The sequence below is a fragment of the Mesorhizobium sp. M0145 genome (assembly GCF_040322355.1).
GTDB lineage: Bacteria > Pseudomonadota > Alphaproteobacteria > Rhizobiales > Rhizobiaceae > Mesorhizobium.
The window spans coordinates 107,403-131,200 of the sequence record NZ_JAMYTK010000016.1; the positions used below are offsets into that span (position 1 = coordinate 107,403).

At 64.0% G+C, this 23,798-nt stretch carries 22 protein-coding genes; 5 read left to right on the forward strand and 17 right to left on the reverse strand.

Annotated features, from left to right (window positions below):
* Positions 1-23 precede the first annotated feature (23 nt).
* Both NKJ28_RS21990 and NKJ28_RS21995 read right to left on the reverse strand, forming a co-directional pair.
* The gene (locus NKJ28_RS21990; RefSeq protein ID WP_023678170.1) at positions 24-1,604 is read right to left on the reverse strand and encodes an ABC transporter substrate-binding protein; all 1,581 of its coding nucleotides are present in this window, start codon (positions 1,602-1,604) and stop codon (positions 24-26) included.
* A 32-nt stretch (positions 1,605-1,636) separates the two neighbouring features.
* Positions 1,637-2,350, reverse strand: a complete 714-nt coding sequence (locus NKJ28_RS21995) for a FadR/GntR family transcriptional regulator (protein ID WP_031212077.1) — start codon at positions 2,348-2,350, stop codon at positions 1,637-1,639.
* A gap of 97 nt (positions 2,351-2,447) precedes the next feature.
* On the opposite strand from NKJ28_RS21995, the gene NKJ28_RS22000 reads away from it, so the two are divergent.
* From NKJ28_RS22000 to NKJ28_RS22010, 3 genes are read left to right on the forward strand one after another with little or no spacing between them, the layout of a single operon-like run.
* Positions 2,448-3,419 (forward strand): Gfo/Idh/MocA family protein, encoded by a 972-nt coding sequence (locus NKJ28_RS22000; protein ID WP_031212079.1) that lies wholly within the window; start codon positions 2,448-2,450, stop codon positions 3,417-3,419.
* Positions 3,416-4,411: a Gfo/Idh/MocA family protein gene (locus NKJ28_RS22005; protein WP_352569472.1), complete on the forward strand. Its 996-nt coding sequence runs from the start codon at positions 3,416-3,418 to the stop codon at positions 4,409-4,411. Before NKJ28_RS22000 ends, NKJ28_RS22005 begins: the two co-directional genes overlap by 4 nt.
* Positions 4,401-5,351 carry a dihydrodipicolinate synthase family protein gene (locus NKJ28_RS22010; protein WP_352636938.1) on the forward strand — a complete coding sequence of 317 codons (951 nt, stop codon included), beginning with the start codon at positions 4,401-4,403 and terminating at the stop codon, positions 5,349-5,351. Before NKJ28_RS22005 ends, NKJ28_RS22010 begins: the two co-directional genes overlap by 11 nt.
* A gap of 34 nt (positions 5,352-5,385) precedes the next feature.
* Here NKJ28_RS22010 and NKJ28_RS22015 read toward each other — a convergent pair whose 3' ends face one another.
* Together NKJ28_RS22015 and NKJ28_RS22020 are read right to left on the reverse strand one after the other, a co-directional pair.
* Complete coding sequence (locus NKJ28_RS22015) at positions 5,386-6,333, reverse strand: LLM class flavin-dependent oxidoreductase (protein WP_352636939.1); 948 nt, start codon at positions 6,331-6,333, stop codon at positions 5,386-5,388.
* 130 nt (positions 6,334-6,463) lie between these two features.
* The gene (locus NKJ28_RS22020; RefSeq protein WP_023678176.1) at positions 6,464-6,619 is read right to left on the reverse strand and encodes a hypothetical protein; all 156 of its coding nucleotides are present in this window, start codon (positions 6,617-6,619) and stop codon (positions 6,464-6,466) included.
* Positions 6,620-6,883: 264 nt separating this feature from the next.
* Between NKJ28_RS22020 and NKJ28_RS22025 the strand changes: the two genes are divergently transcribed.
* A complete protein-coding gene (locus NKJ28_RS22025; protein WP_352636940.1) occupies positions 6,884-7,651 on the forward strand; it encodes an SDR family NAD(P)-dependent oxidoreductase in 768 nt (255 codons plus the stop codon).
* Positions 7,652-7,665: 14 nt separating this feature from the next.
* Here NKJ28_RS22025 and NKJ28_RS22030 read toward each other — a convergent pair whose 3' ends face one another.
* From NKJ28_RS22030 to NKJ28_RS22075, 10 genes are all read right to left on the reverse strand, one after another.
* Positions 7,666-8,610, reverse strand: coding sequence for an ABC transporter permease (locus tag NKJ28_RS22030; protein ID WP_352574549.1), 945 nt, complete (start codon positions 8,608-8,610; stop codon positions 7,666-7,668).
* The gene (locus NKJ28_RS22035) at positions 8,607-9,662 is read right to left on the reverse strand and encodes an ABC transporter permease (protein WP_352636941.1); all 1,056 of its coding nucleotides are present in this window, start codon (positions 9,660-9,662) and stop codon (positions 8,607-8,609) included. Before NKJ28_RS22035 ends, NKJ28_RS22030 begins: the two co-directional genes overlap by 4 nt.
* Positions 9,662-11,152, reverse strand: a complete 1,491-nt coding sequence (locus NKJ28_RS22040) for an ABC transporter ATP-binding protein (RefSeq protein ID WP_502894526.1) — start codon at positions 11,150-11,152, stop codon at positions 9,662-9,664. The genes NKJ28_RS22035 and NKJ28_RS22040 overlap by 1 nt, the downstream gene beginning before the upstream one ends.
* 265 nt (positions 11,153-11,417) lie before the next feature.
* Positions 11,418-12,446, reverse strand: a complete 1,029-nt coding sequence (locus tag NKJ28_RS22045; RefSeq protein WP_352636942.1) for a BMP family protein — start codon at positions 12,444-12,446, stop codon at positions 11,418-11,420.
* Between the two features lie 152 nt (positions 12,447-12,598).
* Positions 12,599-13,804 (reverse strand): 3-oxoadipyl-CoA thiolase, encoded by a 1,206-nt coding sequence (gene pcaF / locus NKJ28_RS22050; protein WP_352636943.1) that lies wholly within the window; start codon positions 13,802-13,804, stop codon positions 12,599-12,601.
* A gap of 142 nt (positions 13,805-13,946) precedes the next feature.
* Positions 13,947-14,708, reverse strand: a complete 762-nt coding sequence (locus NKJ28_RS22055) for an SDR family NAD(P)-dependent oxidoreductase (protein WP_352636944.1) — start codon at positions 14,706-14,708, stop codon at positions 13,947-13,949.
* An 11-nt stretch (positions 14,709-14,719) separates the two neighbouring features.
* A complete protein-coding gene (locus NKJ28_RS22060; protein WP_352636945.1) occupies positions 14,720-15,532 on the reverse strand; it encodes an ABC transporter permease in 813 nt (270 codons plus the stop codon).
* Complete coding sequence (locus NKJ28_RS22065; protein ID WP_352636946.1) at positions 15,532-16,395, reverse strand: ABC transporter permease; 864 nt, start codon at positions 16,393-16,395, stop codon at positions 15,532-15,534. Before NKJ28_RS22065 ends, NKJ28_RS22060 begins: the two co-directional genes overlap by 1 nt.
* Positions 16,396-16,471: 76 nt before the next feature.
* On the reverse strand, positions 16,472-17,635 hold the full coding sequence (locus NKJ28_RS22070; RefSeq protein ID WP_352636947.1) for an ABC transporter substrate-binding protein: 1,164 nt from the start codon (positions 17,633-17,635) through the stop codon (positions 16,472-16,474).
* A complete protein-coding gene (locus tag NKJ28_RS22075; RefSeq protein ID WP_352636948.1) occupies positions 17,616-18,746 on the reverse strand; it encodes an ABC transporter ATP-binding protein in 1,131 nt (376 codons plus the stop codon). The genes NKJ28_RS22070 and NKJ28_RS22075 overlap by 20 nt, the downstream gene beginning before the upstream one ends.
* Before the next feature lie 114 nt (positions 18,747-18,860).
* On the opposite strand from NKJ28_RS22075, the gene NKJ28_RS22080 reads away from it, so the two are divergent.
* Positions 18,861-19,673: a helix-turn-helix domain-containing protein gene (locus NKJ28_RS22080; protein WP_292657193.1), complete on the forward strand. Its 813-nt coding sequence runs from the start codon at positions 18,861-18,863 to the stop codon at positions 19,671-19,673.
* An 8-nt stretch (positions 19,674-19,681) separates the two neighbouring features.
* Here NKJ28_RS22080 and NKJ28_RS22085 read toward each other — a convergent pair whose 3' ends face one another.
* The 3 genes from NKJ28_RS22085 to NKJ28_RS22095 all read right to left on the reverse strand — a co-directional run bounded on the left by NKJ28_RS22085 (position 19,682) and on the right by NKJ28_RS22095 (position 23,797).
* Positions 19,682-21,751: a 3-hydroxyacyl-CoA dehydrogenase NAD-binding domain-containing protein gene (locus NKJ28_RS22085; protein ID WP_352636949.1), complete on the reverse strand. Its 2,070-nt coding sequence runs from the start codon at positions 21,749-21,751 to the stop codon at positions 19,682-19,684.
* A 121-nt stretch (positions 21,752-21,872) separates the two neighbouring features.
* Positions 21,873-22,820 (reverse strand): ABC transporter permease, encoded by a 948-nt coding sequence (locus NKJ28_RS22090; RefSeq protein ID WP_352456288.1) that lies wholly within the window; start codon positions 22,818-22,820, stop codon positions 21,873-21,875.
* 2 nt (positions 22,821-22,822) lie between these two features.
* A complete protein-coding gene (locus NKJ28_RS22095; protein ID WP_023678190.1) occupies positions 22,823-23,797 on the reverse strand; it encodes an ABC transporter permease in 975 nt (324 codons plus the stop codon).
* Position 23,798: the final 1 nt, after the last annotated feature.

The following is a 23,798-nucleotide window of genomic DNA, read 5'->3' on the forward strand; positions in this document are numbered from 1 at the left end:
CTGCTCGCTTGGTTGCGGGTTTCTTACTGGATGTCCCAGCGCTCGGGGTGAGCTGCGTAGGGGCCGCCGCCCGGCGCCGGCGTCCAGACGAAGTCATGCAGCTTGTTGGAGGCTACGCCATAGCGGTTGGCCACCCACAACGTCGCCCAGGGTAGCTCCTTGTTCATCACCTTGCAGACCCCCTGCCAGGATTGATCGAGCTTGGCCGGATCGGTTTGGCCTAGCGCGGCGTCCAATGCGGTGCTCAGATCGTCGAACTCGATGCGCATGGTGTTGAAGCCTGCCGGCGGGATCTGCGACTTGTTGAGGCCGGGATTGAGGCCGGCCGGGTTGGGGCCGTTCTGCAGGCCGGCATAGACCATCGGAAAGGCGTTCCAGTCCGGCGTGCCTTGCTTGTAGACGATGCCGTTGTAGGTCGGCGTATCGACGACCCGCGGCACCACATTGATGCCGACCTCGGCCAGCATCGACTGGACAGCGGCCATCACATTGGCCGCTTGCGGCGAGCCGTAATAGGTCAGCAAGGTGATCGGCTTGTCGCCGTTGATCTTGTCCCAGCCGGCCTCGCTCAGCAGCGCCTTGGCCTTTGCCGGATCGTAGGCATAGGGTTCGAGGCCTGCGGGAACGAGATGCGGCGCGACATAGCCGCAATTGGCTGGCTCGGCGGCACCGCCGTAGAGGCTGTCGATGATGGCGTTGCGATCGATCGCGTACATGATCGCCTGGCGGACACGGATATCCCTAAACAGGTCGACCTTCTGGTTCAGGCCGATATAGTTGACCACGTACGAGGCACCTTCGATCACCTTGAAATTGCTGTCGCTCTTGAACGATGCCGCATCGTCGGGCTCGACATAGGTGAACTGGATTTCGCCGGCACGGAGTGCGGCAACGGCCGCCGCCGGCGACTCGAAATAGCGGTTGATGAGCACGTCTACCTTCGGCTTGCCGCCGCGATAATCGTCATCGGCTGCCAGTTCGACATATTGGTCGGTCACGTAGCGCTTGAACTTGAACGGGCCGGTGCCGACCGGTGTGGTCGACCACCAGGTGCTTGTCGCCAGCGATTCCGGCGGCAGAGCGGCCAGGGCATGCTCCGGCAGGATCATCAGCTGCGAGAGGATGGATAGAAACGAGCCGTTCGGTTTCGATAGCTTCACCACTGCGGTGTGGTCATCCGGGGCATCGACCGAGGCGATGTTGGCGAGGCGGGCGGCAAACAGGCTGCCGGAGGCCTTGTTCTTGGCAAGCTCGAGGGTGAACTTGACGTCCTTCGAGGTGAACGGTTTGCCGTCATGCCAGGTCTCGTTGACCAGGTTGAACGTATAGCTCAGCTGGTCGTCGCTGATCTTGTAGTCCTTGGCGAGGTCGCCTTCGATATCGGCCAGCCCGGCATTGTAGATGACCAGCGGTTCAAAATAGGTGCTGAGCCAGGTGTAGCCGCCGGTCGCCACCAGCGGGTTGAAGTTCTTGGGAAAACCGCCGGGGCCGACGTCGAAGCCGCCCGCAATGGTCTTGGCGCTTTGTGCCTGGACACTGGTCAATGGGGCAATGCTGGCGAGCAGCAGCCCGGCGACTGAGAATGCGATGGTCCTGATACGCATGGTTTCCTCCCTTGGCATAGTCAGGTTGTTCTTCAGCTTGTTCGGTTTTTTGCGATAACCTGCTGGATCCCCCGGTAATGGTCGTCGAGTCGCCGACGCGCCTGGTCGACGTCCTTGGCGGCGACAGCCTCGACGATCTCGTGATGGTCGCGCCATGTCGCCAGCGGCGTCGGATTATCGAGATTGGTGAAATTCGAGGCCTTGTTGAACGCCGTCCAGAAGATGTCGATCAGCGCGCTCAGCATGTGATTGTTCTGGCAGCGGAACAGCAGCTGATGGAATTGCTGGTCCTCTTCGGCGAAGCTCTCATGGCGCTCGGCACGTTGCCGCATGCGCTCGGTCAACTGGCGCAGCGCCTCGATGTCCTCGGCACTGATCATCTCGATCGTCTTGGCGATGAGGCCGGTTTCCAGCACGCGACGGATTTCGCGCAGCTCTTCGACATCGCGCAGCGAATCCTGCAAACCGTAGGCCAGGTTATCCAGCAGCGGCTTGAACGAGAACTCCTTGACGAACACGCCGATGCCGCGTCGTGTCTCCAGGATGCCGATCGATTCCAGCGCCTTGATGGCTTCCCGCACGGAGTTGCGGCCGACGCCGAGCCGCTGCGCCAGGAACGTCTCCGGCGGCAGGGGATCGCCTGCCTTGAGCTGGTTGCTTTCGATATAGGCCCTGAGGCTTTCCTGCACGGTGACGTGAAGCAGCGGCGGTCTGCTCAACGGTTCGATCGACTTCAGTTCCGCCATCCCACTGCCTTCATCATCCGCTGAAGCTTGCCCGCTGCTTGTCGTATAGCCACTTGTAGGATATCCTGCAAGCCCATAACAAACCTGCTGCCTCCGAATGAAGATTACCCTCGCCGGCTCGAGCCACTGGCACGCCGAAATACACCTCGACGCCGCACGCTTTTACGGCACGGAGATCACCGGTATCTGGGACGAGGATCCTGGCCAAGCGCAAGCGTTCGCCGCGCATCACGACCTGCCGTTTATCGAAGATTTCAAGGAGATACTCTCCAGCCCGCCGGATGTGATCCTGTTGATGGGGCACCCTTCGATGGTGCCGGCGCGGGCACGTGCGATCATCGCGGCAAGGATACCGCTGATCCTGGAGAAGCCGGCGGCCAGCCATACGAGGGAACTGATGGCGCTGCGCGACCTTGCCAGGCAGCACCAGGCTTTTGTCGCTGTTCCCCTGCCCAACCGTTTCGGGCCGGCCGTTGCCGGCCTTGAACGGCTGCGCCGGCAAGGTCGCGCCGGCCCCGTGGCGCATTGCCAGTTCCGGCTGGTCAACGGCCCGCCGCAACGCTACATCGCCGACGGTGTCGCCTGGGTGCTCGACCCGGCGGTTGGTGGCGGGGGTGCGTTGAGGAATCTCGGCATACACGGCGTCGACGCGGCACTCAGCCTCGCAACCGGCAAGCTCGGCCTGAAAAGCGTTTCGATCGCGAACCGCATCCATCCCGGCCCGGTCGAGGATCACGCACTTCTGGTGCTGGAAGACGAGGCCGGCGCGCTGTTCATCGTCGAGGCCGGTTACACCTTTGCTTCGATGCGCCCCGGCGGTGACTTCGAGTGGCGCATCGTCAGTGCCAATGCCACCCTCATCGATCATGGCGACCATGTTATCTGCGCAACGCTCGACGACGCGGCAATCGTCGACTTGCCGGTCGAACTGCCGGCAACGCGCTATCGTCTGTTCATGCGCGATACGCTTGACCGGCTGGCCAGAAAGGCGCCTCCGCCGGTGTCCATCGAAGATTATGTTGCGGCGATGTCGCTGATCGACGCCGCTTATCAAAAGGCAGGACCATGATTGGAATAGGAATTATCGGCGCCGGCGATTTCGGCGCAGCCCATGCGCGGGCAATCCGCGAGGTTGGAAATATTCGCCTCGTCGCGTCCTGCCGGGGAAATACCGATGCGTTGGAGCGATTCACCGCCGAATATGGCGGCCGCGGCTACACTGATTGGCGCAAGCTGCTGGACGACAAGGAGGTGGATGCGGTCCTCATTGCCAGCCCGCACCATCTCCATGCCGAAATGGCCATCGGCGCGGCAAAGGCCGGCAAGCATATCCTGCTCGAAAAACCGATGGCGCCGACGGTGGCCGCCTGCGATGCGATCAACGCCGCCGTGGCCGATAGCGGCGTCAAGCTGATGGTCGCCCACCTTATGCATTTCGCCCTGCCCTGCATGGCGGCCAGGCAAATTCTGGAGGAAGGAGCGCTCGGCCGGCCGCTCGCCGGATCGAGCTGGATCATCAAGCTGTGGATGGAGCACAATCGCCGCGACTGGCATCTGCGCAAGGCGACCGGCGGCGGCATGCTGTTGACGGCCGGCATCCACGCGGTCGATCGCCTGGTCTGGCTGATGGATGACGATGTCGTGTCGGTGAGCGGCATGCTCGGCGCCAAGTTCCATGACCAGGAAGCAGACGACAGCGCTCTGCTCGGATTGCGCTTCGCCGGCGGCGGCATCGGCCAGGTGCAGAGCGTCGGCTATCGCACCGGCGCCACCACCTATGCCATGGATCTGGTCTGCGAGCGGGGAACGCTGCGCATCGACATGGACCGCGGCACCATGCTTGGCCGCGAGACGGTCTGGACCGAGCTGCCCGGTTCCTTTGAGCCGAACTGGATGCATAACGCGCTGGTGCGCGAATGGAACGCAATGCGCGATGCCATTGCCGATGACACGCCTGTGCCGGTCGACGGCATCTATGCGCGCAAGATCATCGCTATTATCGAGGCTGCCTTCGCGTCGAACGAAACCCGCCGCGAACACGAGATCGCCGGTGGACGCTGACCTCGACGACCATCTGGCCCGCTTGCCCGCACACGCACCGCGCGGCATCTGGGGCGCGGTGATGCTGGCCATCGACGATCGCGGAGCGATCGACTGGCAGGCGACGGAAGAGACGATCGCCCGACTCTGCGCCTCAGGCGTCGACGGCGTCTATTCCAATGGCACGGCCTGCGAATTCCATTGCCAGACCGAGCCCGAATTCGACCGGCTTTGTGAGTTGGTCGCAACCATAGCCGGCCGCGCGCGCCTTCCTTTCCAGATCGGCATCAGCCAGTCCAATCCGCGCGTCGCGCTGGAGCGACTGACGCGGGTCGCCGGACTTCGCCCGGCGGCGGTGCAGTTCACGCTGCCCGACTGGTGGCCGCCCAGCGACGACGAGGTCATGCGCTTTGCCGGCGGCCTGTGCGACGCCGCGCCTGAAACGCCGCTGGTGCTCTACAATCCGCCGCACGCCAAGCGCCACCTGACGCTCGACGGCATCGCCAGTCTGCGTGCGGCCGTGCCATCGCTGGTCGGCGCCAAGCTGCCGGGCGGCGACGCCGGCTGGTATGCCGACATGCGCCGCAAACTGGACGGATTTTCCGTCTTCGTCCCCGGCCACACGCTGGCAACAGGCTATGCTGGAGGGGCCCATGGCAGCTATTCCAACGTTGCCTGCCTCAACCCGAAGGGCGCGATGATGTGGTGGCAGATAATCCGCACCGACATGGCCGCCGCTGCCGAGGTCGAGGCCCGCATACAGGCCTTCCTCGCCGCACATGTCCTACCGTTTCGCACCCGTTACAATGTCGGTGATGCAGCACTCGATAAGGCGATGGCGGCGGCCGGCGGCTGGGCGCCGCTCGGCCCGCGACTGCTCTGGCCCTACAGCTCCGTTCCCGATCAGGAAATACCGACGCTGGCCAGGGCGGCTCACGCGGCTTTCCCGGAATGGTGGTAGACCCGTCACCAAGGCGCGGGACGACGGTGGCTCTTCAGCAGCCGGCGCGTGCTCCCTGTGTCGCGCGTGACGCAAACGCCCCCGGCTGAGGGACATCGGCCTCGCGCCGTGCCAGCGAATTGCGCAGCAGTGCGATCGCCTCGCGGCCGGCGGTCGCAATCTCGCGTGGCCTGTCGATGCCGACGATCATGAACTCCTTGATCCCCAAAGTGGCGTAGGAAAGCAGCGACAGCGCGACCTGCGCCGGCGGCCCGGCAAGTTCGAGCGCCTTCTGGCAGGAAGCGGCCGGTTTGTCTTCCGTACGGATTCGGACGGGAAGCGCGAAACGCAGCTTGCCGGCCCGGCCGTGTTCGGCGGCGGCGCCGCGTACGCGCTCCATTGACTGGCGGATTTCTGCAAGCGAGCCCGGCGCCAGCTCGAACACATCCGCATGCCTGCCCGCGACCCTGAGCGCCGTGCCCGACTGTCCGCCCATGCGGATGGTCACATCGGCACCATGCGGCCCCTTGCGCGGCACATAGCCGCCTTTGATGCTGTAAAAGGTGCCTTCATGGTCGAACGGCCTGTCGTTCGACCACAACCGCTTCAGCAGCACCAGATATTCATCGATGCGTTGCCAGACCACTGTGTGGCCGGCCGGACGTGCCTCGGCATCGTCGTCGCTCAGCGGCTCGCTGAGCATCCTGAGCGACAGCCGGCCACCGCTTCTCGCGTCGAGGGCAGCGAGCTGCCGCGCCGCCACGGTTGGTTCGATCACGCCTGCCCAATGCGTGAGCACGACCTCGAGGGAGGAGGTCCGGTCCAGCGTCTGGGCGGCAAGGTCCATATTGGTCAGCAGCCCGGCCTGGTCGTCGATGACGATCTTCCGGAATCCGGCATCCTCGATCAGTGACAGCTTCGTCGCGGTCTCGACAAAGTCGTAGAAAAAGCTGGCGTTGGTGGCGTGGATCTTACCGGGAACATGCGTGAACTCGATTGGCATTGCCATCTCCTCCATCACGTTGGAATCAGGGCGCGCAAAAGCGCACCGGCATTCGGTTCATCAACTCCGGAATTTCTGCAAACGGCAGGCCGCTATCCCGAGGAAGCCTCGATGATCAGAGCCTTGACAATCAGGGGATCAGCCCCAGTACCACTGCCCCGGTGAATACAAACGCAAGGGCAAAGACGAGATAGGCGAAAGCGCCGGCATAGGCCGGCCGCCACACCTGGTCGGAACCCAGCCTTTGGCCTTTGCGGGCAGTCTGAGCGTTCTGGCTATAGGACATATCGACCTCCGTCTCGGCGCTTAATCTATAAAATCAGTAGACTTTGTCGAGTGCTATTTTCGCGCGATCCTTAGAACAATTTTCTCCAAATAATAGACACATTAGTGCTTTTATTGCTTAGCGCTGCCTTTTGCGGCATGCCGGGGTGACGGCAGGAAACGTCAGGTCCATGTGTCTGTGGCTTCTTGGCCATCCAATGGATGAGGGATAGCATCGCTTCAGCGGAAAGCCGCGACGTCACGGCAAGGCTGCAGGGAGCAAACCATGGGGACAAGACTGGCCGGCAAGGTCGCCATCATTTCGGGCGGCGCGACGGGAATGGGCGGTGCGGCCTCGGAGCTTTTCGCGGCCGAGGGCGCCAAGGTGGCGATCGTCGACCGCAACGGCGAAGCAGCCGCCGCCACCGCAGCGGCAATCAGGCAACGCGGCCATGTCGCCGAGCACTGGGTCGCCGACGTATCGGATGAGGCGCAGGTCGAAGCGGCGGTGAAGGGCGCGACGGAAAAATTCGGCCCGGTCACGGTTCTGTTCAACCACGCCGGCACCCTCGTCATCAAACCCTGCCTGGAGACCACGCTGCAGGAATGGGACTGGCTGCATGCCGTCAATGTGCGTTCGATGTTCCTGATGACGCGTGCCGTGGTGCCCGGCATGATCGCCGCCGGCGGCGGTTCCATCGTCTGCACCTCGTCGATCTCGGCGGTGGCGGCGACGCCGATGGAGGTGCTTTACGACACCACCAAGGGCGCCTGCCATATGTTCGCGCGTGCCATCGCCGTCGAGTTCCGCGACCGCAACATCCGCTGCAATGCGGTCTGTCCAGGCTTCATCAGGACACCGCATGGCCTGCGTGAGGTCGCCGATCTCGACAAACTCGGCGTCGATGTCTCCGACGCGGCAATGGCGGCGCAACAAGGGCGGATTGGCGAGCCGGAAGAGGTCGCGAAGGCAGCCCTGTTCCTGGCCAGCGACGAGGCCAGCTTCGTCAACGGCGCCCATCTGTTCGTCGATAACGGCTTTACCGCGATGTGAAGGGCGAAGCGCCGCTACCGCTCTTCGCGCCGGAACGGCTTGAGCAGCGCCGACGGGGCTACCGCATTGCGCGACATCACCGCCATAGCGACGATGGTGAAGATGAACGGCAGCATCAGGAAGGCCTCGTAGGGGATATGGCCAAGCCCGCTCGCCTGCATGCGCAACTGCAGGGCATCGACGAAGGCAAACAGCAGTGCCGCGCCTGCCGATCGCCACGGATCCCAGCGGCCGAAAACGACGAGCGCGATTGCCACCCAGCCACGCCCCGAAACCACGCCGAAGGTGAAGGCGTTGAATTGCGCCATCGACAGGAAGGCACCGGCCAACCCCATCAAGGCACCGCCGAGGATCACCGCCTGGAAGCGTGTTGCAATGACGCTGACGCCGGCAGAATCGGCGGCACGCGGGTTTTCGCCGACCATGCGCACCGACAGGCCCCAAGGCGTGCGGTAGAGCACGAAGGCGGCCAGCGGTATGGCCAGCATCGCCATGTAGACCAGCGAGAACTGGTTGAACACCGCCGGCCCAAGCACCGGAATGCCGGACAGGATCGGGATCGGCAGCGTCTCGAATCCCTTGATGTTCGGCGGTACCGATTGCTGGCCGAAGATCAGCCGGTAGAGGAAATAGGCAAGGCCGGAGCTAAACAGCGTCACGCCGATGCCGCAGACATGCTGGCTGAGGCCGAGCGCTACAGTGAACAGCGCGTGCACGGCGCCCATCAGCGCCCCGGTCAGCACCGCCGCTAGCACGCCAAGCCAGAGGCTGCCGCTGAGGCTCGCCGCGGTGAAGCCGGTCATCGCCGACAAAAGCATGATGCCTTCGATGCCGAGATTGAGCACCCCGGCGCGCTCGGAGAACATCTCGCCCAGCGTCGCGAAGGCTAGCGGCGTGGCGATGCGGATGATCGCGGCAAGGAAGCCGACCTGGAAGATCTGTTCCAGCACCACGCTCATTTGGCTATTCCCACGCGACGGATGCGATAGGCGGTGAACAGCAGCGCCACCAGCATGGCGAGCAGCGCAGTTCCCTGGATGACATCGCTGAGGAAGGCCGGAACGCCGGTCGCCCGCGACATCGCCTCGGCGCCGGTCATGACGGCGGCAAGGAAGATCGCCGCCGGCACCACGCCGAGCGGATTGAGCCTCGCCAGCATGGCGACGACGATGCCGGAATAGCCATAGCCCGGCGAGATGTCGCTCATCACCTGGAAATGCACGCCGCCGACCTCGCCGACGCCCGCAAGGCCGGCCAATGCGCCAGACAGCAGCGCCGTCGAAATCAGCACCCGCTCGACATTGATGCCGCCATAGCGCGCCGCCTCGGGGTTTTCGCCGGTGACCCTGATGCGGAAGCCGAGCGTGGTGCGCGCGACCACGAACCAGATGACCGGTGCGGCGACCAGCGCCGCGACGACCCCGAGATGCAGCCGCGTGCCTTCGAGCAGCACTGGAAAATTGGCCGTATCCTCGATCGGCGGCGAGATCGGGTAGCCGCTGAAACTGTCCTTCCATGGCCCTTCGATCAGCGCCATCAGTGCGTAGAAAATGACCGAGTTGAGCAGCAGCGAGCTGACCACGTCATCGACCCTGAATTTTACCCGCAGCGTGGCGGGGATCAGGGCGACGGCCGCGCCGGCGGCGGCACCCGCCAGCGCCATCAGCAGCATGGCGAGCGGCCCCGGCATCTGGATTGCACCGACGGCACAGCTCGCCACCGCACCAGCCAGCAATTGCCCTTCGGCGCCGATATTCCAGAATTTGGCGCGGAAGGCGACTGCCACGGCAAGTCCCGTGAAGATCATCGGGGTGGCACGCACCAGCGTTTCGGTGACGGCGTAGCTGTCGCCCAGCGACGCCGAAAACATAACGCCATAAGCCTCGACGACGCCGGCGCCAGCCAGTGCAATGAGGCCGCTGCACAGGATCAGCGTCGCGCCGATGGCGAGCAGCGGCAGCGCCAGATTGAACCAGGCGGGCGTTGAGGTGCGGGCCTCGAGACGGAACATCAGGCATGGCCCTCCGCTCCGGTCATCATCAACCCGAGTCTGGCGATGCTGGCGTCGGCGCTGTTCAGCGTGCCGACGATGCGGCCCTCATACATCACCGCGATACGATCCGAGAGCATCAGCAACTCTTCCAGATCCTCGCTGATGACGACGATGCCGCAGCCCTTGGCGCGCATGTCGAGGAATTTTTCGTGGATGAAGCGCGCGGCGCCGATGTCGAGGCCGCGAGTCGGCTGCGAAACGATCAGCACCTTCGGATCGAAGGCGAGTTCGCGCGCCAAAAGCGCCTTCTGCAGATTGCCGCCGGAAAGCGCCCCGGCGCGCGTCATCGGCCCCGGGCAACGTATATCGTAGGCTTTGATCTGTGCCTCGGCGAAGGCGCGGATCGCATCCGGCTTGAGCAGGCCGTTGCGGCTGAACGCCGCCGTGCCGATGCGCGGCAGCACCATCGAATCGGCGAGCGGCAGATTGGTGACCAGCCCTGTCGTCATACGGTCTTCCGGGATGCGGCCGAGGCCGAGCGCCTGCACTGTGCTCGGCGAGAACCGCGAAACCGTTTTGCCGGCTATGGTCATCTTCCCGGCATCGGGCGCACGCACGCCGGAGATGACCTCGGCAAGCGCGCGCTGGCCATTGCCGGAGACGCCGGCGATGCCAAGGATCTCGCCGCCACGAACCGACAGCGAAACATCGCGCAGCGCCATGCCGGAATGATGAGATGTCGAGATACCGTCGAGGGTCAGCACGGCCGCACCGGGCATCGACGGTCCTCTGGCCGGAGGCACGATCTCGTGGCCGCACATCAGTCGCGCCATCTCCGAGGACGTGGTGCTGGCCGGCGCATCGACGCGGCCGGCAACGCGCCCATGCCGGAGCACGACGCAGCGATGCGTCAGCGCTCGCACCTCGTTGAGCTTATGCGAGATGAAGATGATGCCGAGCCCTTGTGCCGCCATCGAGCGCAGCGCCGAAAACAGCCCGTCGACCTCGGTTGGTGCCAACACCGCCGTCGGCTCGTCGAGGATCAGCAGCCTTGCGCCGCGAAACAGCGCCTTGACGATTTCGAGCCGCTGTTGCTCGCCGACCGACAGCGCCGAGACGGGGAGGTCCGGGTCGAGCGTCAGCCCGTGCTGGCGGCCGATCTCGGCGAGCCGCGCCAGCCCGCCGGCGCGGTCGATCCGGCCCGATCTGCCGGGAATGCCGATCAAGAGGTTCTCCAGCACCGAAAGCCGCGGTGCGAGATGAAAATGCTGGTGCACCATGCCGATGCCGGCGGCCAGCGCATCGGCCGAACTGTTGATCGCCACCGACCGGCCCTGCACCAGGATCTCGCCGGCATCGGGCGCATAGGCGCCGAACAGCACGTTCATCAGCGTCGTCTTGCCGGCGCCGTTTTCGCCGAGCAGCCCGAGGATTTCACCCGGCGCGACGCTGAGATCGACGGCCTCGTTCGCCTTGACGGCGCCAAAGCTCTTGGAGATGCCGCGCATTTCGATGAGAGGGGCAGGCGTTGACAAGGGTGCTCCCGATCGGAATTGGCTTTACGATTTGGCTTTGGCCGGGATGCGCTGCACCCCCCTCTGGCCTGCCGGCCATCTCCCCCTCAAGGGGGAGATCGGATGTCACTTCTGCTTTCGCAAATCGTCAACGCTGAAGAGGAGGGCGCTGTCGGCGAAGCTGCTAATCTCCCCCCTTGAGGGGGAGATGGCCGGCCATAGGGGGGTGCGACAAGCACCAACCCCAAAAGACAGAGCGCTAGTCCGAAACCGGCGTATTCTCATCGACGTCGACGCGGAAATTGCCGTCGAGGATCTCTGCCTTCTTCTTCTCGACCAGTTCCTTGACCTCGGCCGGCAGCGTCTTGTCGAACTTGTGGTAGGGCGCGAGGTAGGAGCCGCCCTTGGCCATGCGCGAGAAATCGCCGTAATCCTGCGCGGTGAACACGCCGGCCTTGACCAGCTTGATCGCCTGCTCGACGGTCGGATACATGTCCCAGACCGGCCCGGTGATCACGGTGTCGGGGCCGAGGCTCGACTGGTCCGACATGTTGGAGATGGCGAGGATCTTCTTCTCCGCCGCCGCTTCGATGACGCCGAAGCGCTCGGCATAGATGACGTCGACGCCGGCATCGATCTGGGCGACGGCCGCTTCCTTTGCTTTTGGCGGATCGAAGAACGAGCCGATGAAGGCGACCTTCTTCTTGATGTTGGGATTGACCTCCCTGGCGCCGGCAAAGAAAGCGTTGACCAGCCGGTTCACTTCCGGAATGCCCATCGCCGCGACGGCGCCGACCGTGCCTGACTTCGACATCTTTCCGGCGATCATCCCGGACAGATAGGCCGGCTCGTGGATCCAGTTGTCGAAGACGCCGAAATTCGGCTCGGCCGGCCCGGCGCCGGAGCCGAACAGGAAGGCGGTCTTCGGGAACTGCTTGGCGGTCCTGCGCGATTCGCGCTCGGCGGCGAAGGCATCGCCCAGCACCAGCTCATAGCCGCCCTGCGCATATTCGCGCATGACGCGGCTGAAATCGGCCGTCTGCACCTTCTCCGACCATTTGTATTCGATGCCGAGTTCCTTCTCGGCCTTCTGCAGGGCAACGTGGATCTGGTTGTCCCACGGCTCCTCGATCGGCGTGGCGAAGATCGCCGCCACTTTCAGCTTCTTGGTCTTGGCAAAGGCGCTGCCCGGCAGCATCGCCGCCAGGCCGAGCGCGCCCAGCTCCAGCACGTTGCGGCGCGAAAGCCCTTCGCGTTTCGATTGGATTCTGCTCTTCCCGTTGTCCATTGCATGCCCCTCTGATTGGCGCCGTGTCGAGCCGGCTCTCTTCTCCGGAATATCGGCGAAGGAACTATGGAGCGGTCCCCGGCTTTTGTCCACATGGTCAAATTTGAGTGGGCGGAACGCGCCATTAAATGGCCCGGCAAATCGACGCTTGCTCACAATCTCTCCAGCGCCACCGCAATGCCCTGGCCGACGCCGATGCACATGGTGGCGAGGCCGTAGCGGCCGCCGCGTTCGCGCAGCTCCAATGCCGCCGTGCCGGTGATGCGCGCCCCGGACATGCCGAGCGGATGACCGAGCGCGATGGCGCCGCCATTCGGGTTGACGTGCTCCGCATCCTCGGCAATGCCGAGTTGGCGTAGCACGGCGATGCCTTGCGAGGCAAAGGCCTCATTGAGCTCGATAACGTCGAACTGTTGCGGCGTCAGGCCGAGCCGGGCGCATAGCTTTTGCGTGGCCGGCACCGGGCCGATGCCCATGATGCGCGGCGCCACGCCGGCGCTGGCACCGCCGAGAATACGGGCGATCGGCGTTAACCCGTATTTTTTCACGGTTGCTTCCGAGGCGACGATCAGCGCCGCCGCGCCGTCATTGACGCCCGACGCATTGCCGGCCGTGACCGTACCGCCTTGCCTGAACGGCGTCGGCAATTTGGCCAGCCCTTCGACGGTCGTACCCGCGCGCGGATGCTCATCTCTGTCGACAACGACCGGCTCGCCCTTGCGCTGCGGAATCGTCACCGGCGTGATCTCCTTTGCCAGCCGGCCATTGGCCTGCGCCGCCACCGCCTTGTCCTGGCTGCGTGCGGCAAACGCATCCTGGTCCGCGCGGGAGACGGCAAACTCTTCCGCCACGTTCTCGCCGGTCTCCGGCATCGAATCGACGCCGTATTGCTTCTTCATCAGCGGATTGATGAAGCGCCAGCCGATCGTGGTGTCGTAAATCTCGGCATTGCGCGAAAAGGCGGTCTCTGCCTTGGGCAGCACGAACGGAGCGCGGCTCATCGATTCGACGCCGCCTGATATCATCAGCTCCGCCTCGCCGGCCTTGATGGCGCGGGCAGCAATTATCACCGCATCCATGCCCGAACCGCAGAGACGGTTGACGGTCGAGCCCGAAACCTCCTTGGGCAGGCCGGCCAGCAGCAGCGCCATGCGCGCCACATTACGATTGTCCTCGCCGGCCTGGTTGGCGCAGCCATAGACGACATCGTCGATGGCGGCCCAGTCGATGCCCGAATTACGCTCGACCAGCGCCCTCAGAGGTATCGCGCCGAGATCGTCGGCACGGACCGCCGACAACGAACCGCCGAAGCGTCCGATCGGCGTGCGGATGTAGTCGCAGATATAGGCCTCGGCCATTATGCAGCCTTCCCGTTTGCGCTGATGATTTCTGCTCCCGACCCAGCCATGTTGGCCGCATTCTCCTTGAGACGAAAGCACATCTCGCCGCCGGCCGTTAGGCCAAAGAGAATTTCAGCTGCCGCCCGCCGGGAGCGGCGGATCAGCCGATGCTTTCTCCACCGTCGATAACCAGCGCCTGACCGGTCATGAAGGACGAGCGGTCGGAGACGAGGAAAAGGATCGCTTCGGCGATTTCCTCCGCGCTGGCCCAGCGCTGCATGGGAATCTTGGTGCGGACATAGTTCTCGATCGCCGCCCGCCCGCCCATCTGCGCGATGAACGGCTCGTTGAAGGGCGTATTGACCCAGCCGGGGCACAGCGCGTTGATGCGGACATTGTGTTTGGCATAGTCGAGCGACATCTGCCGGGTCATCGCTACCACTGCATGTTTTGACGTTGCGTAGGCGATCATTTCGCGGTCGTAGAACACACCCGAATTCGAGGCGGTATTCAGGATCACCCCGCCGCCTTGCGCGATCATCGACGGCATGACCAGCCTGGCCGCGAGGAACTGCGCCCGCACATTGATCTGCCAGGAGGCATCCATGCCGTCGGCGCCGACTTCGGTCAGCGTGCCGCCGACCTGGATCCCGGCATGATTGTGCAGGATGTCGATCCGCCGATGCCGGCCCAGCGTTCCCGCAATGAGCTGCTCGACCGCCGCATCCTCGCCGACGTCGGTGGCGACGGCCTCGGCCCGACCGCCGGCCGCACGAATGTCGGAAGCGGTTGCTTCCCCCGCCGCCTGGTCCCTGTCGGCGATCACCACGAGCGCGCCTTCCCTGGCCATCATCATGGCGCCGGCACGCCCGATCCCCGACCCGGCACCCGTCACCACGGCGATGCGATCTCTCAGAATCATGTTTTTGTCTTTCAGTGTGATGGTTTTCGTTGGCGCAGTTGCCATTGGGCAAGCACCACGAGCAGAACGGAGGCGACGAGCACGATCGTCGCGATGGCATTGATCTCCGGCGTGACCCCGCGCCGGATCGAGGCGAAGACATAGATCGGCAATGTCGTCTGTGCGCCGGCGACGAAGAAAGCGACAATGAAATCGTCGAAGGAGAATGTGAAGGCGAGCAGGAAGCCGGCGATCACCGCCGGCATGATCTGCGGCAACACGATGCTGCGGAACGTCGTCAGCGGGGTGGCGTAAAGATCGCTCGAGGCCTCGACCAGATTGCGGTCGAGGCTGCCGAGGCGCGTGCTGACAATCATCGCCACCAGCGCCATCGAAAACAGCCCGTGCGCGGCGATGATCGAGCCATAGCCGAGCGCCAGGCGCGGTGGCTGGTCGTTCGGCCACAGCGAAGCGACAAACGGGTTGACCACCCCGAATAGCTGGACCAGCGCGACCAGCGTCGAGATGCCGATGACGACGCCAGGAACGACGATCGCAGCACCCAGGAGGGCATCGAAGACGGCCAGCGTCCGGGCCCCGACACGCGCCAGGCCAAGCGCGGCGGCCGTGCCGCACAGCGCCGCCAGCAAGGCGCTGGTCGTGGCGATGAACAGGCTGTTCTTCAGCGCTTCGACCAGGAACGGGTTTGCCAGGGCCTTGCCGTACCATTGCATCGAGAAGCCAGTGAACTCGCTGGCGTGGTGGCCGGCGTTGAACGAAAACAGCACCACCAGCGTGATCGGCAGGTAGAGAAAGGCAAAGACCGCAACGACGAAGGCACGCATCAGATCAGATCCACCCGGCGGGCACCCGAAAGCCGGGTCGAAATGCGGTTCGCGGCAAGCAGCACGACCACTGAAACCGCCACAAGTGTGATGGCGATTGCCGATCCAAATGGCCAGTTGCGCGATTGCAGGAACAGATCGACCAGCGCGTTGCCGATGAAGAAGACCTTGCCGCCGCCGAGTAGCGTCGGGATCAGATATTCGCCGAGCAGCAGGATCATGACCAGCGAGAAGCCGGTCATCACACCTGGCAGCGACAGCCGCAGCGTCACGCCGAGGAATGTCGAAATCGGCGTCGCGCCGAGATCGGCGGAGGCCTCCAGCAGCCGGCGGTCGAGCCGCTCGAGGCTGACATAGATCGGCAGGATCATCAGCGGCAGATAACCATAGACGATGCCGAGCAGAACCGCTCCCGGCGTGTTGATCAGCCGCACGTCCTCCATCCCGACATACGCCAGCAGAGCTGGGATGCCGCGCCCGCCAAGCACATACATCCAGGCATAGGTTCGCATCAGCAGGCTGGTCCAGAACGGGATGACGACAAGCGCCAGCAGGATCAGCCGCCACCGTTCCGGCGCGCGCAAAGCGAGGTAATAGGCGACCGGATAGGCAACGAGAAGACAGGCCAGTGCGCCCGCCGGCGCCAGCACCATGGTGTTCCAGAAGGCGGTCGCCCGCGCCGGAAGATTGGCATACTGCGCCAAGGTGACAGCGGCCTGATAGCCGCCTTCCGGCGCCCGCTCGCCGACGCTGAAAACGGCGATCGCCACGAACGGCAAAACTAAAAACACCACCAGCCACGCCGTTGCTGGACCGAGCAGCAGGGCGGTCAGGAGATTGTGACGGAGGACATTGCTGCGCATTGAAAAAACCGCCCCGGTGCCGGCGGACATCTGTCCGCCGGGGAGTTGCCTGCATCGAGCCTGTGGCCTGCCCGGTTCAAGCCGACTTGAAGCGTGCCATCAATTCGGCCCGACCCGGATCGGTTAGCGTTGCAGCCGCACCGAATTCGAGCGGCTTCAGCAGATCCGCCGCCGGATAGAGGATCGGATTGTCCAGCACCTCCTTGGGCAGCAGCGCATTGACCCGCGCATCGGTGGAAGGCGCACCGTTGGCCAGGTGCTCCTTGACCGCGACTTTCGGGTTCATCAAATAGTTGAGCAAGGCATAGCCGGCAGGCTTGTTCGGCGCATCCTTGGGTATTGCGTAGAAGTCGGTCCAGATCTCGCCGCCTTCCTTGCCAAGCACGTAGGCGATTTCGGGGATGTCGCGGTGGAGCTGCGCCCCGTCATTGGTCCAGCACATCGTCATCCAGGCGTCGCCGGCACGCATCGACGGCTGGTAGTCGCTAGAGACCGCGAACAGATGCGGCTTGACCTTCAGCAGCAATTCCTCCGCCTTGGCGAGTTCGTCCGGCTTCAGCGAGTTGAACGAGAAGCCGAAATATTTCAGCGCGTTGCCGATCGTGGTCAGCTGGTAATCATGAACCATGGTCCGGCCGTCGCCCTCCGCCATGGCCGTGTCCCAGAATTCCTTCCAGCTCGTCATCGGCTTGGTCAGTTTCTTGGTGTTGACGGCAAAGCCGGTGGTGCCCCAATTCTTCGGCACCGCGTAGGTCACGCCATCGATCGTGCCTTCCCCAGTGAAGCGCGGGTCTTCTTGCGAGCCGTCATAATTGGCAAGCTTGGCCAAATCCAGCGCCTCGATGATGCCAAGCTTCTTGTAAGTCGAGATCGTGTAGTTGGTCGGAACGAAAAGGCTCCAGCCCGAGGCGCCGGCCTGCAGCTTGGCCAGCATCTCCTCGTTTGACCCGAACACGTTCACCTCGACGGCAACGCCGGTTTCGGCCTTGAAATTCTCGAACGTCGCCGGGTCGTGATAATTGGGCCAGGTGGCAATCGACATGCGGGCGCCAAGCCCCTCCTGGGCGAAGGCTGGCGACGGCATGATGCCGAGTTCGCGGGCCATTACTGCCGTTGCGATGCCTAGGCCGGTGAGGCCAAGGAACTCGCGGCGGCCGATGGAACCGCGCTTGAGGCGCATCAACTGGTCGACGAATTTTTCAGGGCTTATCGGCAGTCCGTCACGATACGATTTCGACATTTTTGTTTTCCCTCTGGTTGGTCCCGTTATTCTCCGGAAACGCCAGCGGCGTTCCGGCTGTAAAGCCGACGGCGACGGGTTCACCCGGCTTGAAGAGATTTCCACCGCCAACCAGATGATCGGCCTTGGCGAGCAGTGTCCCGATGCCTTGGACCTCGATTGCATATTCCGCGGTGGAACCGAGAAAGATCCGGTTGCGGACAAGCCCGTCCAGCCGGCCGCTTCCGGGCGCGCCGAGACTTAAGGATTCAGGACGAAGGCTGACCGAGACGGCTTCGCCCTGGGCTAGCGAAGTGCGCTTGCGCGCGGCGATGACGGTGCCGTCGGCAAGCGCTACCTCGACGAGCTTGCCCGAGAGCCCGACGACCTTGCCGCTCAAGAGATTGGTCTTGCCGACGAAATCGGCGACGAAGAGGTCGGCGGGTTCGTCGTAGATTTCGCTCGGCTGCCCAAGCTGGACGATGCGCCCGCCATTCATGACGCAGACGAAATCGCTCATCGACAGTGCCTCTTCCTGATCGTGGGTGACCAGGACGAAGGTGATGCCGATCTCGCGCTGCAGGTTCTGCAGCTCTATCTGCATGTCGGTGCGCAGCTTCTTGTCGAGCGCCGCCAGGGGCTCGTCGAGCAGCAGCACCGCCGGCTTGTTGACCAGCGCCCGCGCCAGGGCGACACGCTGCTGCTGGCCGCCGGAAAGCTCATGGATCTTGCGGCGTCCATAGCCGGCAAGCCGAACCATGGCGAGCGCCTCGCCTGCCTTCAGGCTGATCTCCCGCGACGACAGGCGCGGCCGCGCCTGGCGTAGGCCATAGGCGACGTTGTCCGCCACATCCAGATGCGGAAACAACGCATATTGCTGGAACACCATGTTGACCGGCCGCCGATAGGGCGGCGTGCCGGCCATGTCGCGGCCACGGATGAATACCACACCTTCGCTTGGCTGTTCGAAACCGCCGATCATGCGCAAACAGGTTGTCTTGCCGCAGCCGGACGGCCCGAGCAACGCGACAAAGGCAGACGGCGGGATGGCAAGATCGATGCCGCTGACCGCGATCACGCTGCCGTAGCGTTTGGTGACCCCGCGAAACTCGATGTCGGGCACTGCGGTCAAAGCTGCGGGCTCCAGCGGCTAGTTGGTCTCGAAACGCTATCAGAGCCAATGGCGGCTAGTATATACCTCCCAGGTGGTATATTTCGTCTATTTTCTCGTCTGGAGGGGTATGAATTGGGCGTTTCACGCAGCGATGAATACAGCCGGCTCGCTGCGCTCATCGCAGCGACGCGGGAGACGAGCGGCGAGCTTTTCGGCAAGGCGATGGTCGCCTGGCTCCGCCAGCATGTCAGCTTCGATCATTGCGTGATCTTCGGCTATCGCGGCGCCTCACGCCCGCCGCTGCTGTTCGAGACATTCTCGCCGGCCGAAAGCCACGTCTTCGTCGCGCTCTATCAGGAAGGGCCTTATCTGCTCGATCCGTTCCACCATGCGGCAGTCGAGCGCAAGGAAGGCTTTTGGCGCATGCGCGAATTGGCGCCGGATCGCTTCTATGCCAGCGAATATTACCGCTCCTATTACAGCCAGACCAGGCTTGCGGAGGAGGTCGGCTTTTTCGTGCCGCTGCCGGGAAAGGACGCGCTGGTGGTCTCGCTAATGCGATTGCGCGCTTCGGGGCCGTTCGGAACCGCCGATGCCAGGTTGCTGCGCGACATGGCGCCTGCGGTGATCAGCCTCGTCAGGCTGCGCTGGCCTACCCTTCCGGCTGACGGACCGGTTGGGACGAAGCAAGACGAGGCGATTGCTCCGGTCAGTGAGTTCGAACGTGCTCACATCTGGAAGAGCCTTTCGCTCACGCCGCGCGAACAGCATGTCGTCGATCTGGTGCTTCAGGGCCATTCCACGGAATCGATTGCCAGGGCGATGCGCATCGTGCCGGGAACCGTAAAAGTTCATCGCCGCAACATTTACCGCAAGCTCAAGATAAAGTCGCAGGCGGGTCTGTTTGCGCGTTTTGTCGAGATCATGGACGCACGGATTCGGTAGTCCCAAGTTCAGCCGGCAGCGCCGTCCCAGGAACCGGTTTCGGCCATCTGCCTGAGCCGGGGTGCCACTCGAAAGACATCCTTGCCGGTCTGCTGGTGCCAGTGATCCAGCCGCCGGATGATCTTGTCCACGCCTTCGAGGCTCGCCCAGAACATCGGCCCGCCCTTGCCGATCGGGAAGCCGTAGCCGTTGACCCAGACGACGTCGATATCGGAGGCGCGGGCGGCAATCTTTTCCTTGAGGATTTTGGCGCCCTCGTTGATCATCGGATAGAGCGTCCGCTCGATGATCTCCTCGGCGCCGGTCGCGCGCGGTGCAATACCGCGCTCGGCAGCCTTGTTGCGGATCAGCGCCTCGACATCGGGATCGGGCAGCGGCGTGCGCGAACCGCCGTCATAGCGATAGAAGCCGCTGCCGGTCTTCTGGCCGAAATGTCCCTGTTCGCACAACGCATCGGCGATCACGGCCGTCTGGCCACGCGCCTTGCGGTTGCGCCAGCCTATGTCGAGGCCGGCGAGATCGCTCATCTCGAACGGCCCCATCGGCCAGCCGAAATCGGTGAACACCTGGTCGACCTGGCGCGGCATTGCGCCTTCCAGCAGAAGCGTCTCCAGTTCCGCACCGCGCGCCGCCAGCATGCGGTTGCCGACGAAGCCGTGGCAGACGCCGACAACGACCGGCACCTTGCCGATCCGCCGTGCCAGATCGACGATGGTCGCCAGCACGTCGGGCGAAGTCTTGTCGGCGCGGACGATTTCCAAAAGCTTCATGACGTTAGCCGGCGAAAAGAAATGCATGCCGAGGAGATCCTGCGGCCGCGACGTCGAAGCGGCGATTTCGTTGACGTCGAGATAGGAGGTATTGGTGGCGAGGATCGCGCCCGGTTTGGCCACGGCATCCAGCCTGCCGAATACCTCCTTCTTGACCGCCATTTCCTCGAACACGGCCTCGACGATCAGGTCGCAATCGGCGAGGTCGGCATAGTCGGTGCTGCCCCTGAACAAATCCAGCCGCTCGCGCTTGGCGTCTTCGCTCAGCGAGCCGCGGATAACGGAAACGGCATAATTCTTGTCGATCGTCGTCAGTCCGCGTTGCAATGCCTCCTGCGTTGTTTCCAGCAAGGTCACGGGAAGACCGCCGTTGGCGAACGCCATGGCGATGCCGCCGCCCATCGTGCCGGCACCGATGACGCCGACCCGGGCGATCTTGCGCCTGACGACGTCCTTGCCGGCAATCTTTGCCGCCTCACGTTCAGCGAAGAACAAATGCCGCTGCGCGCGTGATTGGTCCCCGGCGACAAGCTTGACGAACAGGTCGCGCTCCGCCGCCAGCGCTTCGTCGAAGGGCAGCGTCAGGGCGTTGCGGACCGACTGCGCACAGGCAATCGGCGCCTCGAGGCCGCGTGCTTTGCCGGCAAGCACTGCCGCTTCCTTGTCGAACGCCGGCAAGTCGGCCTGGTCGAGGCGATCATTGCGGTCGCGCACCGGCGTGAACGGACCGCCTTTCGCGGCCGTTTCGTTGGCGAAACTCACCGCTTGCGCGGTCAGGTCGCCATCGAAGACGGCATCCACCAGGCCGGCGGCGAGCGCCTCGGCCGCACCGATCGGCGTTCCCGAAACGATCATGTTGAGTGCCTTCAGCGGACCAACCAAGCGCGGCAGGCGAACCGTGCCGCCGCCGCCGGGCAGCAGGCCGAGCTTGACTTCCGGCAGGCCGAGCCTTGCCGTTCGGTCGGCAACACGGAAATGGCAGCCGAGCGCCAGTTCCAGGCCGCCGCCGAGCGCAGTGCCGTGAATGGCCGCGACCGTCGGCTTGGCGATGGTTTCCAGCATGGCGACTAGGGCGCCCAGGTCCGGTTGCCGCGCCGGCCTGCCGAATTCGGTGATGTCGGCGCCGGCGACGAAGGTCCGCCCGGCGCATGCTATCACGATTGCTCCGACCGACGGCTCGTCGCGCAGGGAAACGAGCGCCTGCATCAGCGGCTCGCGCACATGGAAGCTCAGCGCGTTGACCGGCGGATTGTCGATGCTCACCACCGCGACGTTGCCGTGCCTTGTAGTGCTGACGAAATCGAACACGCAAACCTCACGCAATGATGTTGGCCAATAGCGCGACGGGATTTACAGCGCTGGCATGCGGATGGGAACCACGTGTTTTGCGGGCCGGATCGATATCCCCTCGCCGCCGGGTGGCCTTGCCTTAGCGCAGCGCCTTCTGCCCACCGGCGGCGGTGATGACGCCGACGATGATCAGCCCTGTCAGCACCAGGCGGACGCCGACGCTGACGCCGAATGTGTTGAGCATGGTCAACAGCAGCACCAGGAACAGCGCCGCGCCCCAGACCCCCGGCACATTGGCCTTGCCGCCCGCCACCGACGTGCCGCCGATGACGACGACAGCGATCGAGGCCAGCAGATACTCATTGCCGATATCGACATTGGCGCCGCGGAAATAGCCGGCGAGCAGTGCGCCGTCGAGGCCGCCGAGCGCGCCCGACAGCGTGTAGGTGAGGAAGCGGGTGCGGCCGACATTGACGCCGGCCAGCCAGGCAGCGCGGATGTTTTGGCCGATCGCCAGCACCGAGCGTCCGTAGATCATGCGCTGCAAAACGATGCCGGCGCCGATGGTGAACAGCACGGTGAGGATCGCCAGCACCGGGATGCCGAAGATCTGCCAGTTGGTGAAATCGGCAAAGCCCGGCGGCGGCTTGATCTGCAGGCCCCGCCCATAGCTGATATCGACCGACTGGATGACGAAGCTGGCCGACAGCGTCGCGATGATCGGCGGAATGCGCAGCGCCCAGATCAGCAGATAGTTGACGGCGCCGATCGCCATGCCGCAGGCAAGCGCTGCCAGCAGGCCGACCGCGATCATCGCATCATTGCCGTCCATGACCTTCATGGCGACGGCGCTGGCAAGGCCGATATTGGCCGGCAGCGACAGGTCGACATTGCCCGGCCCGAGCGTGATGACGAACATCTGCCCGACGCCGACGATGACCGTGAAGACGGCGAGCGACAGCGCCGCCGTGATCATGCCGCCGCCGCCGTAGCCGCCGGTGAAGGCGATGGTCGCCAGCCACACCAGCAGCGCCCCGAAGAACGACCAGATCCAGGGTCTGGCAAGCAGTGTCCGCAGCGATGCCATGCTCACCTCTCCCTGCGGCTGATCAGCACCCGCGCCGCCAGCACGATGATCAGGATGGCGCCATTGGCGGCGACCTGCCAGTCGGGCGGAATGTGCATGAACGTCAAGAGGGGCGATGCCGCCAGCGCCAGCGTCAGCGCGCCGATGACGGCGCCGATCGGCGACACCCGGCCGCCGACGAACTCGCCGCCGCCGAGGATGACGCCGGCGATCGAAAGCAGCGTGTAGCCATTGCCGATATTGGCATCGGCCGAGGTGGTGATGCCGATCAGCGCCATGCCGGACAAAACGCCGAACAGGCCGGTCAGCGCAAACAGCGCGATCTTGGTGCGCAGCAGCGACCAGCCGGCGCGTTTGAGTGCGGCTGAATTGCCGCCCGATCCACGCAGGATGACGCCGTAGGAGGTGCGCATCAGGCCAAAGTGGACGACGGCTGCGATCAGCAATGCCGCGATGATCGGGAACGGAATGAAGGGTGGCTTGAAGGCCATCAGCGCCAGCAGCCAGTCCGGCGCCTTGCCGCCGGGCTTGGGCAGGATGAGGATGGCCATGCCCTGCCAGACAAAACTCATGCCGAGCGTCACCACGATAGAGGGCAGGTTGCGCAGATGGATCAGCGCGCCGAGCAGCGCGTAGACGCCGATCGACCCGAGCAGGATGACGACGCCGAGCAGCGGCGCGTCCTTCAGCCATGTCGCCGTCACGCAGCCGACGAAGCCGACAAAGGTGCCAATCGACAGATCGAGCTCGTTGCCGGCGATGACGAACATCTGCGCGATCGTCGCCAGAGCGATCGGGATCGCCAGATTGAGCATCAGGCTGAAACCGAAATAGCTGATGGCGCGCGGGTTGAGCCAGGCGATGGCGATGAGCACCAGCGCCAGCGACAGTGCCGGCAGCAGGCTGCGCAGCATGCGCGCCCGCCTCGTGGCGCGAGCCGAAGATTTTAGCCCATTCTCGACGGATACCGCTGTCATC

Excerpts from the sequence above, each read along its gene's own strand:
- NKJ28_RS21990 (WP_023678170.1), bottom strand. The coding sequence starts at position 1,604 with ATGCGTATCAGGACCATCGCATTCTCAGTCGCCGGGCTGCTGCTCGCC.
- NKJ28_RS21995 (WP_031212077.1), bottom strand. The coding sequence starts at position 2,350 with ATGGCGGAACTGAAGTCGATCGAACCGTTGAGCAGACCGCCGCTGCTT.
- NKJ28_RS22000 (WP_031212079.1), top strand. The coding sequence starts at position 2,448 with ATGAAGATTACCCTCGCCGGCTCGAGCCACTGGCACGCCGAAATACAC.
- NKJ28_RS22005 (WP_352569472.1), top strand. The coding sequence starts at position 3,416 with ATGATTGGAATAGGAATTATCGGCGCCGGCGATTTCGGCGCAGCCCAT.
- NKJ28_RS22015 (WP_352636939.1), bottom strand. The coding sequence starts at position 6,333 with ATGCCAATCGAGTTCACGCATGTTCCCGGTAAGATCCACGCCACCAAC.
- NKJ28_RS22020 (WP_023678176.1), bottom strand. The coding sequence starts at position 6,619 with ATGTCCTATAGCCAGAACGCTCAGACTGCCCGCAAAGGCCAAAGGCTG.
- NKJ28_RS22025 (WP_352636940.1), top strand. The coding sequence starts at position 6,884 with ATGGGGACAAGACTGGCCGGCAAGGTCGCCATCATTTCGGGCGGCGCG.
- NKJ28_RS22030 (WP_352574549.1), bottom strand. The coding sequence starts at position 8,610 with ATGAGCGTGGTGCTGGAACAGATCTTCCAGGTCGGCTTCCTTGCCGCG.
- NKJ28_RS22035 (WP_352636941.1), bottom strand. The coding sequence starts at position 9,662 with ATGTTCCGTCTCGAGGCCCGCACCTCAACGCCCGCCTGGTTCAATCTG.
- NKJ28_RS22040 (WP_502894526.1), bottom strand. The coding sequence starts at position 11,152 with ATGCGCGGCATCTCCAAGAGCTTTGGCGCCGTCAAGGCGAACGAGGCC.
- NKJ28_RS22045 (WP_352636942.1), bottom strand. The coding sequence starts at position 12,446 with ATGGACAACGGGAAGAGCAGAATCCAATCGAAACGCGAAGGGCTTTCG.
- pcaF (WP_352636943.1), bottom strand. The coding sequence starts at position 13,804 with ATGGCCGAGGCCTATATCTGCGACTACATCCGCACGCCGATCGGACGC.
- NKJ28_RS22055 (WP_352636944.1), bottom strand. The coding sequence starts at position 14,708 with ATGATTCTGAGAGATCGCATCGCCGTGGTGACGGGTGCCGGGTCGGGG.
- NKJ28_RS22060 (WP_352636945.1), bottom strand. The coding sequence starts at position 15,532 with ATGCGTGCCTTCGTCGTTGCGGTCTTTGCCTTTCTCTACCTGCCGATC.
- NKJ28_RS22065 (WP_352636946.1), bottom strand. The coding sequence starts at position 16,395 with ATGCGCAGCAATGTCCTCCGTCACAATCTCCTGACCGCCCTGCTGCTC.
- NKJ28_RS22070 (WP_352636947.1), bottom strand. The coding sequence starts at position 17,635 with ATGTCGAAATCGTATCGTGACGGACTGCCGATAAGCCCTGAAAAATTC.
- NKJ28_RS22090 (WP_352456288.1), bottom strand. The coding sequence starts at position 22,820 with ATGGCATCGCTGCGGACACTGCTTGCCAGACCCTGGATCTGGTCGTTC.
- NKJ28_RS22095 (WP_023678190.1), bottom strand. The coding sequence starts at position 23,797 with ATGACAGCGGTATCCGTCGAGAATGGGCTAAAATCTTCGGCTCGCGCC.